General features: G+C 68.3%; 8 protein-coding genes and 3 pseudogenes. 6 read left to right on the top strand and 5 right to left on the bottom strand.

All coding sequences use genetic code 11. The features are described 5' to 3' along the window. Positions 1-119 precede the first annotated feature (119 nt). Complete coding sequence (locus ABT123_RS27735) at positions 120-500, bottom strand: DUF6221 family protein (protein ID WP_351319515.1); 381 nt, start codon at positions 498-500, stop codon at positions 120-122. A gap of 95 nt (positions 501-595) precedes the next feature. Here ABT123_RS27735 and ABT123_RS27730 point away from each other — a divergent pair. After that, positions 596-835: pseudogene (locus ABT123_RS27730) on the top strand (helix-turn-helix domain-containing protein); the annotation flags it as partial. Between the two features lie 202 nt (positions 836-1037). Here the strand turns inward: ABT123_RS27730 and ABT123_RS27725 are convergent. Further along, entirely contained in the window at positions 1038-1427 is a 390-nt protein-coding gene (locus tag ABT123_RS27725; RefSeq protein ID WP_351319513.1) for a hypothetical protein, read from the bottom strand. 294 nt (positions 1428-1721) lie between these two features. On the opposite strand from ABT123_RS27725, the pseudogene ABT123_RS27720 reads away from it, so the two are divergent. Further along, positions 1722-2336 (top strand): annotated as a pseudogene (locus ABT123_RS27720) (IS5 family transposase); the annotation flags it as partial. Here ABT123_RS27720 and ABT123_RS27715 read toward each other — a convergent pair. Together ABT123_RS27715 and ABT123_RS27710 are read right to left on the bottom strand one after the other, a co-directional pair. Further along, entirely contained in the window at positions 2287-3027 is a 741-nt protein-coding gene (locus ABT123_RS27715) for a class I SAM-dependent DNA methyltransferase (protein ID WP_351319511.1), read from the bottom strand. The pseudogene ABT123_RS27720 and the gene ABT123_RS27715 overlap by 50 nt on opposite strands. Positions 3028-3630: 603 nt before the next feature. Continuing rightward, the gene (locus tag ABT123_RS27710) at positions 3631-4008 is read right to left on the bottom strand and encodes a hypothetical protein (RefSeq protein ID WP_351319509.1); all 378 of its coding nucleotides are present in this window, start codon (positions 4006-4008) and stop codon (positions 3631-3633) included. 83 nt (positions 4009-4091) lie between these two features. Here ABT123_RS27710 and ABT123_RS27705 point away from each other — a divergent pair, with 83 nt between their 5' ends. Next, a complete protein-coding gene (locus tag ABT123_RS27705) occupies positions 4092-4388 on the top strand; it encodes an ArsR/SmtB family transcription factor (protein WP_351319507.1) in 297 nt (98 codons plus the stop codon). A 503-nt stretch (positions 4389-4891) separates the two neighbouring features. Here ABT123_RS27705 and ABT123_RS27700 read toward each other — a convergent pair. Then, a pseudogene (locus ABT123_RS27700) lies at positions 4892-5319 on the bottom strand (YciI family protein). Between the two features lie 112 nt (positions 5320-5431). On the opposite strand from ABT123_RS27700, the gene ABT123_RS27695 reads away from it, so the two are divergent. The 3 genes from ABT123_RS27695 to ABT123_RS27685 are packed head-to-tail and all read left to right on the top strand — an operon-like array spanning position 5432 to position 7718. Then, positions 5432-6058: a 2OG-Fe(II) oxygenase gene (locus ABT123_RS27695; protein WP_351319505.1), complete on the top strand. Its 627-nt coding sequence runs from the start codon at positions 5432-5434 to the stop codon at positions 6056-6058. After that, positions 6055-6795, top strand: a complete 741-nt coding sequence (locus ABT123_RS27690; RefSeq protein ID WP_351319503.1) for a hypothetical protein — start codon at positions 6055-6057, stop codon at positions 6793-6795. The genes ABT123_RS27695 and ABT123_RS27690 overlap by 4 nt, the downstream gene beginning before the upstream one ends. Next, positions 6792-7718, top strand: a complete 927-nt coding sequence (locus tag ABT123_RS27685) for a glycosyltransferase family 2 protein (protein ID WP_351319501.1) — start codon at positions 6792-6794, stop codon at positions 7716-7718. Before ABT123_RS27690 ends, ABT123_RS27685 begins: the two co-directional genes overlap by 4 nt. Positions 7719-7812 lie beyond the last annotated feature (94 nt).

The following is a 7812-nucleotide window of genomic DNA, read 5'->3' as shown; positions in this document are numbered from 1 at the left end:
CCAGTCGAAGGCCGCTTCCGTGTACGGCGGTTACCGAACCGAGTGATCAAGTACGACGCACCGTTCGACGCCGGACGTTAAAGATCAAGCTAAGGACTGTCCCGTAAACGATCTCCGTCTCAGGCTCGTCGGGGGTAGTCAGGATGGTCGGCGTAGGGTGAGGCGAGGTCGAGCAGGTCGTCGCATGGCCAGATCTCGCCGTCGTACTGGCAGTCATCGCGGTTGTCCCACGGTAGTTCCGGGTCGCCCGTGGCTGGACTGAGCACATGGCGGGCCAGCACGCGCCGCTTGGCCTCGACCTCCCGCAGAACGCGAGCCGGGTCGTGCAGTGCCACGTGCAGTGCGATCGTGGGATGGAACCCGGGGAGTTCCCCTTGGCAGAAGTCGACCGTGTGCCCGCGAGCGGTCCACTCCCCGCATCCGTCACCATCGCAGCGTCGGGCCAGCTCGGCCTCCTCATCCAGCCGTGCGTTGAGGAACATCACCAGGTCTTGACTCATGGGGTCATCCTGGACGATGCGCTGGGTGCGGTCGCCTGGTTTTCCACAACGCGGACAGGCTCCGGCCGGCTGGCCGGCAGTGTAATGATCTTGCCGTGGCTGGTGTGATCACGGCGTCGGGGTCGTCCTGGCTAGCCCCGTTCACCGGACTGAGCCCCCGAACATTCCGCGCGTTGGTGGGACAGCTTCGCCGTGAGGGCGCGGACACGCCAGGCCGGGGCCGACCGTGGAGGCTGCCGCTGGAGGGCCGGGTACTGCTGGTGGCTGCGTACTGGCGGACGAATCTCACGCTGCGGCAGCTGGCCCCTCTGTTCGGAGTGTCGAAATCGGCCGCCGACCCTGGGGCCGGGCGTATGCACGGGGACAGCAGGGAGGCGCTGCTGCTGGCCTCAGTCGCTGACCTGCCGGGCGCGGGTCCGGCGTGCCGGTCCTCGCCGGGTACCTCGGGGCTCGCAGGAGTGGCGTGGGCCGCGGGTGGGATTGGCTCCGCGGCGAGGCCGGCCGGGGCCCGCGGCTGCGTCCGTGGCCGCACGGCAGTCACGGTCGTCCAGGATGGCGTTGTGTGCGTACCGCGCGCGTGACGGTCCCGAGCCCGGCCGCCAGGGTCCCGGTGGCGAGGACGGCGAGCACCGGGTTCACGTAGCCGGGGACCAGGTCGTCATCCGCGTTGCACGTCATCGAAAGCGGGAGCAGCGTCTCCATGTGCTCGTCGGGGTCGAAGTGAGTGTGCAAGGTGAGTTCGCACATCTCGCGGACGTCCAAGACCAGAAGGTGAGTCAGGCCCCACAGGTATAGCCCGGAGGTCAGGACGGACAGCAGCAAGGTCCAGCGCGCCCACCGGTCACCTCCAGCCGCGCGCTTGACCGTCGCCACGAGGCACCAGAGTCCGGCCACGATAGCGCCCACCTGCAGGAATTCACTCAGCATGTCGGCACGATATGCGGGCCGCCCGAGCATCATTCGGGCATACCATCAGTTTGTGTCCGGCAGCGTGCCATCGGTTACCGAATCAGTGCATGGCTAGGGGCAGGGCACGGTCGCCGCGGAGTCGTGGTCCGCCGCCCACCCTGAAGGTCCGAGAGCGGTACCCGTCATCGGGCCCCCGCCATGCACGACATCTGTCGCACACCGAACCACCCGTCCTTGAGACTGCTGGCCAGCCCAGGCCCCGATCGACTGGCAAGCTCTTAGCCGCCAGCCCAACAGTAAAGGCAGTGGCACCCGGACCGGCTGGTGTTCCAGGGCATCCTGTTCGTCCTGCACACCGGGATTGCCTGGGAACATCTGCCGCAGGAACTCGGCCTCGGCTCGGGCATGACCTGCTGGCGCCGCCGGGCCGAGTGGACCGAGGCTGGAGTCTGGCCCCGGCTGCACGGGGTCCTTCTGGCCAAGCTTCGCAGCGCGAACGCCCTGGACTTCTCCCGGGCGGCCGTCGACGGCTCCCACATGCGGGCATTGAAAGGGGGGTCCAAGACGGAACGAAGCCCTGTTGACCGGGGCAGGACGGGCGGCAGGCATCATCTGATCACCGACGCCACTGGTATCCCGCTCGCCGCCACCTTGACCGGCGGCAACCGCAACGACGTCACCCAGCTGATTCCGCTGCTTCAGGCGGTGCCGCCGGTGCGGGGCAAGCGCGGCTGGCCCAGGCACCGCCCGGACGTGGTGTTGGGCGACCGCGGCTACGACCATGACACGTACCGCCGCCTCGTCTGGGATCCCGTCGTGAAGCCGCTCAGGAGATTCAAGACAGGCACGGCCTGCATTGACCGCCCGGTGGCCGACCTCAGATTGGCTTGCGCCACACGGAGATGTGCTTCGCGGAGTCCTGGGTGAACGGCGCCCCGTTCCAGTCCGCGACGCGACGTTCCAGCTCGAGCCCAGCGATCCGTGCCATCAGGTCGAGCTCTGCCGGCCAGGCGTACCGGTGCCGGGAGTTGTCGCGGCGGTAGAGGCCGTCGTCGCCGTCGCGGGTGAAGTGGTGCGAGACGAGAATCTGCTCGACGAGGTCGAAGGTGTCAAAGCCGAGATGCTGCTCAGAGACGTCGAACGGCACCGCGACCTGGCCGGGCGGCAGGAACCGCAGCGGCGGCACGCCCAGCTCGATGACAAATCGGCCGCCGGGCTCCAGATGCCGTGCGGCGTTGCGGAAACACTCGACCTGCTCGTCCTGCGTGAGCAGGTTCGTGATGGTGTTGTAGACGAGATAGACCAGGGTGAACTTGCCGGGAACGACGGTGGTGGCCATGTCCCCGATGACTACCGGGAGCGTGTCCTCGTCGATCTTGCGTCGCAGCACCGCTGCCATGTGCTCGGACAGTTCGATGCCCACTACCGGCACGCCACGTTCCCGGAGCGGGACGCCCACTCGTCCAGTCCCGATGGCGAACTCCAGTGCCCGGCCGTCTCCGGCGAGCTCGGCGAGGAAGGCGAGAGTCGGTCCGAGAACGGCAGCAGAGGAGGCCTCGGTCTCCTCGGCGTCGTAGCGGTCGGCGGTCGCACGGGTCCACAGCTCACTGCTCGTCATGGACGGCCACATTGCCGGGTGCGAGGAGCGCTGTCGACGCATTTACGTTCTCCGCGGCACAGCGTGCACCGCCCACAACTCGTCGTCGCTTTCCCACGGCTTCGGCCGAACCACCCCGCACCCCGGATCATCAGTCCCGGAGTGATCCAACCACCTTGGAGATCATTTCGTTAGGAGTTCTTAGGCGAACCAGACGAGGCCGTTTTGGTCCGGTTGGATGACGACGAAGGCTGTCCGAGTCGTTCAGGTCACCGATCAGCATGAACAGGGCGTCCTATGGCGGGTCGTCGACGTGGTCGCCGTTCTCCGCTGTCGGCGCAGTAGTGCCTGGCGGCCACTCAACCCTCCCCATACGTATGCTGCCCAATGCCGTGATCAGCATGGCATGGCCGTGCTGGCTAGATCGTTCACGGAGAGGGTGCTGTTGGTGATCTTCGGCGCCGCTGCGATCGCGTTTCAGGAGCCCCTGGCCAGCCGTCGCACAGGGCACAGCAGCGCGGTGCGACAGACGCCGGCAAGATCATCAACGGCATCCAGAAGTTAGGCCAGAACCCCGGTTTTGACGTCACTCGCGCGGGCCCGCTTCGGGTCGACTGGACCAGCTCATGCCAAGGTTGATCGTGCGGTCGCGTGGAACTGCACGTACTCGATGGTCGCGCCGCCAGGGTGTCGCACGGTCAGGTTGCTGCCGGTCGGCACCTCGTTGGGGCCGTCGAGGATCTCCCCACCATGTTGCTCGATGATGCGCAGGACCTGGTCGATGGACTCCACGATCGTGGTGGCATGGGTGCCGCGGTACGGAGCGAGAGCTTCCTCCGAACCTGCCAGAAGCAGATAGCCGCCGACGCTCGCGAGTTCCAGGTCGCGATAGGTGAACCGCAGTCGCGGCTGCTCTCCGGCAAGTTCGATGAAGGTCGGCAGGGCCACGTTCAAGTCGTCGACGTAGACGCGGGCAAGGGTGGCGAGCACTGGCACGGCCATCTCCTAGATCATTTCAATTTTCCCGAAACATCGAAGTGATCTGCATACTACGGGTGTCACGCGGGCGAAGACGAGGAGGATCAGTGGGACGGCTCGGCCTTGAGGAGTTGGACCTGGCTGTTGTGCTGCATGCCTTGGGCGATCCGGTTCGGTTGGCACTGGTCCGCCGGATGGCCGAGGGTGGCGAGAGCGTATGCAGCCCTGACGGCGTCGACGTGCCCAGATCGACGCTCTCCAATCATTGGCGGATCCTGCGCGAAGCCGGAATCACCCAGACCCGCAGGGCGGGAAAGGCTCGTCTGATGACCCTGCGTCGCGCCGATCTCGATGCCCGCTTCCCGGGACTCCTCGCCGCGGTGTTGGCCGAAGACAACCGATGAGCGCGGCGGCTCTCGGCCCCGAGCAGGGTGGGGACGACAGTCGTCCTGGCCCCCACCGAGTCCACGGCGTTGAGGAGCGTCCACCGTGGCACGTTCTCTTTGGACCTGCTGGTTTCCATCCTTCAGGGTTCCGATGAAACGAGTGTCGAGATGTCACCACAGAAGTGATGCTGTTGGTGATCTTGCCGGAGTCTGTTGCACCGCGCTCTGTGTGCGGCGTACCGGGACGATGCCCCGCAGACGTACGCACACATTGCCCTCGGCCAGCCCCATGGCTTGCCAGGCAGCGACGGCCGGCCAGGGGCTCCTTAAACGCGATCGCGCCGGCGCCGAAGATCACCAACAGCATCCGGAATGCGAGCCAGAACCCGTTCTCGTGAACAAAGCCACGCCCGCCGTCTTACCGCGCACGGCATTCCAATTCGCCCAGCCCGCAACACCGCGCTCACACAACCAGGGCGCCGAGGACCTGCGGTGCGTGCAGCCGCAGCAGGTCCTCGACCTCACTCGCACCGCTCACGGGCACAGATCCCCGCCGCTTTCCGAATCGGACGGATGACCACCGGGTAGTCGGGCGAGCCTTCTGGGGCCGGGCACCGGGCGACGCGCGCCGCGATTTCCGTGACCCGCTCCAGACTCTCGCAGTCCAGCACCCAGTACCCGGCAAGTACTTGGCAAGCAGTTCCTTCGTCTCGCTGTACGGACCGTCCGAGATCACCGGGCGGCCGTCCTTCTCCGCCCGCACGAAGCGGGTCTGCGAGGGTTCGACCAGCCCTTGGCCGTCCACCAGCTCGCCAGTCTCGGCGAGGTCGTCGTTGACGGCCATCACCAGGTATTTCATGATTCCGCTCCCTCGGGTCCGTGCCGCCCCCTGCGGGCAACTCTCACAGGAGACCTCGGAGCTGTCGCCGCTTTCCCGACGCCCCGCCAGCCGGCGTTCCGCCGCGCGAGCTAGTCCAGCGTGCCGGTCCCGGTGCGCCGGGCCCGCCTGCAGGAGTCTGGATCCACCCCACGAGACGTACCAGACCGGGAGGCATCAGGACATGCGACCCCAGTTCAGGACGGAGAACGTGGCGTCGGCCCTCGGCTTCCTGTCGGCCGCCGAGTGCGCCGACGTCATCCGGGCCATGGACGAGTCACCCCGCGAGCCGGCCCAGGTCGTCCGAGCGGGCGAATCGGTCCTGGACACAACACTGCGCCTCTGCTTCGACCACCACTTCCCCGAAGAGCACAAGCGGCGCATCGGTGAGCGTATGGCGTCCTACTTCGACGACCACCGCGCGGCATTCGACTCGGACGCCGACTTCCTGTACGGCCCGTACTTCATGTCGTACGAGAAGGGCAGCTACTTCCGCGCACATCGCGACGTCGCCAACCACAAGGACGATCCACCGCGGCTCGCCGCCCACCGCTGGTCGCTGCTGCTCTATCTCAACGGTCGCCGCGCCGCCGGGTCCCTGCCGACGTTCGACGGTGGTGCGCTCACCGTGTACGAAACCGATCCCCGGCTGCGGGACCGGCGGGTGGTCGTCGTGCCGGAGCCGGGAATGCTGCTGTTGTTCCGGTCCTCGCTGATGCACGAGGTGGCGACCGTGCTGGACGGCACGCGGTATGCGGTCGCCGGATGGATGTCCAGTGCAAGCTCCCCCGCGTTCGGAGGCCCGCGATGACCTGCCACTCCCTCGCCAACGAGTCGGTCCGGATGCGCGTGTCCGGCGACGTCGACCTCGAGACGCGGACCGCGCTCGCGACGTTCTGCCGCCGCAACGGCTACCCGCACCTCTTCACCGAGGTCCTGGAGCCACTGCTGTCCGAGCACGGCCTCGTCCTGGCACTGGCCGCGACGGAGCGGCCGTGGCCGCCCAAGGGCATCGGGTCACAGACGATCGAGGCGGTGGGCATGGCCATGATCGGATCCGAGGACCGGGCCCACCTCACACCGGTCCTGACCGACCGGAGGAACGCCACGAACATCGGCCTCGTCGGCGCCATGACGAAGCAACTGCTCGAGTACCTGCGCGAGGCGGACTTACCATCGGCCGGCTATCTGGTGCGCCAGGGCGACCGGGCACTCGAGCGCGCCCTCGAACAAGCCGGTTTCGCCGAGGCGGACTTCCAGTCGTCCACCGACTTCGCCGACTACCTGGAGTTCTCCGCCGCACCGCAGAAGGTCATCGACGCGCTGGGCCTGGCCCGCCTCCGCGTCGGCGACCTGCTGGACCTCAGCCTGGACGGTGCGGAGCTCGACCGGCTGGGCTCCTACCATTTCGCGCTCACCGCCGGACTCACGGCCTATCTCCAGGACTCGCTCAGGCACGCGGCCCTCCTGCCCGGCCTGATCGACCTGGTCGCCACGCTGCCTCCCGGGGGCGTCCCGCCGGGCACTCCCGGGCCGCCGGTGACATGAGCCGTACGGAGTCCTCGGCCGGTTCCGCGCGGCGTGGCACGCGTGCGTCGACGGTCTCGCTGGTCGTCTCGACGCTGGATGAAGGGGCCGAGCTGCATGCGACCCTCGAGTCCGTGTTCGCCGGATCCGTCGTGGCCGACGAGACGATCGTCGTCGACGACGGTGGCACCGACGGCAGCTGCGCCGTGCTGGAGCGGGCGGAGTGGCGGGCCCGCGGGGTCGTGGTACGTCGCATCCGGCGGAGCGGGGTCGCGGCGGCCCGCAACGAGGGCGCCCGGCTCGCCCGCGGTACGCACCTGGTGTTCCTCGACGCACACTGCCGGCTGGAGCGGGACTGCCTGGCACGCCTGCGGGCGGCGCTGGACGCCCGGCCCGAAGCCGTCCTCGCGCCCGCCGTGCGCGATGCCGGCGGCACGGCGGCGGGCTGCGGGGCGCGGCTGATCGACGCCCACCTGCGGGTGCGCTGGCTGCCTCCCGAGCCCGACGGTACCGCCGCATACCCCGTGCCCCTCGCGCCGGGCGGCTGCCTCGCGGTGCACCGGGAGACGTTCGACCGGTTGGGCGGCTTCGACGCCTTCCGCGAACTCGGCCTGGAGGACGTGGACTTCAGCCTCCGGGCGTGGCGCGCCGGGGTCGACGTACTGGCCGTCCCGGGGGCGCGGCTGGCACACCGGTTCCGCCCGTGTCCGCCGTACCGCCTGAGCCGTACGAGCCGTGCGTACAACGTGACACGGGTCGCGCTCGTCCACTTCGACGGTTCGCGCCGCGAGGAGTGCCTGCGCAAGGTGATCGGTACGCCGAGAGCCGCCGAGGTGCTGGTCGAGGCGCTTGCCGGCGACTGGGAAGCGCAGCGGGCCGCGGTCGAGGCGACCAGTGTGCGCTCCGTCGAGGCGTACTTCGAGAGGTTCGGCGACTGGAGGTGACGCCCGCGAAGCGTGTACCCGTCCGTCCCAGGCACGTCCCGGACGCTGGTGCACGGTCCTTCGGCAGCCCTCGGCCGAGCTGCTGCGCCAGTCC

This window comes from Streptomyces sp. NPDC002054, assembly GCF_040296685.1.
Taxonomy (GTDB): domain Bacteria; phylum Actinomycetota; class Actinomycetes; order Streptomycetales; family Streptomycetaceae; genus Streptomyces.
The sequence above is the reverse complement of the archived record's forward strand: the minus strand, read 5'-3'. Positions and strand labels throughout refer to the sequence as shown.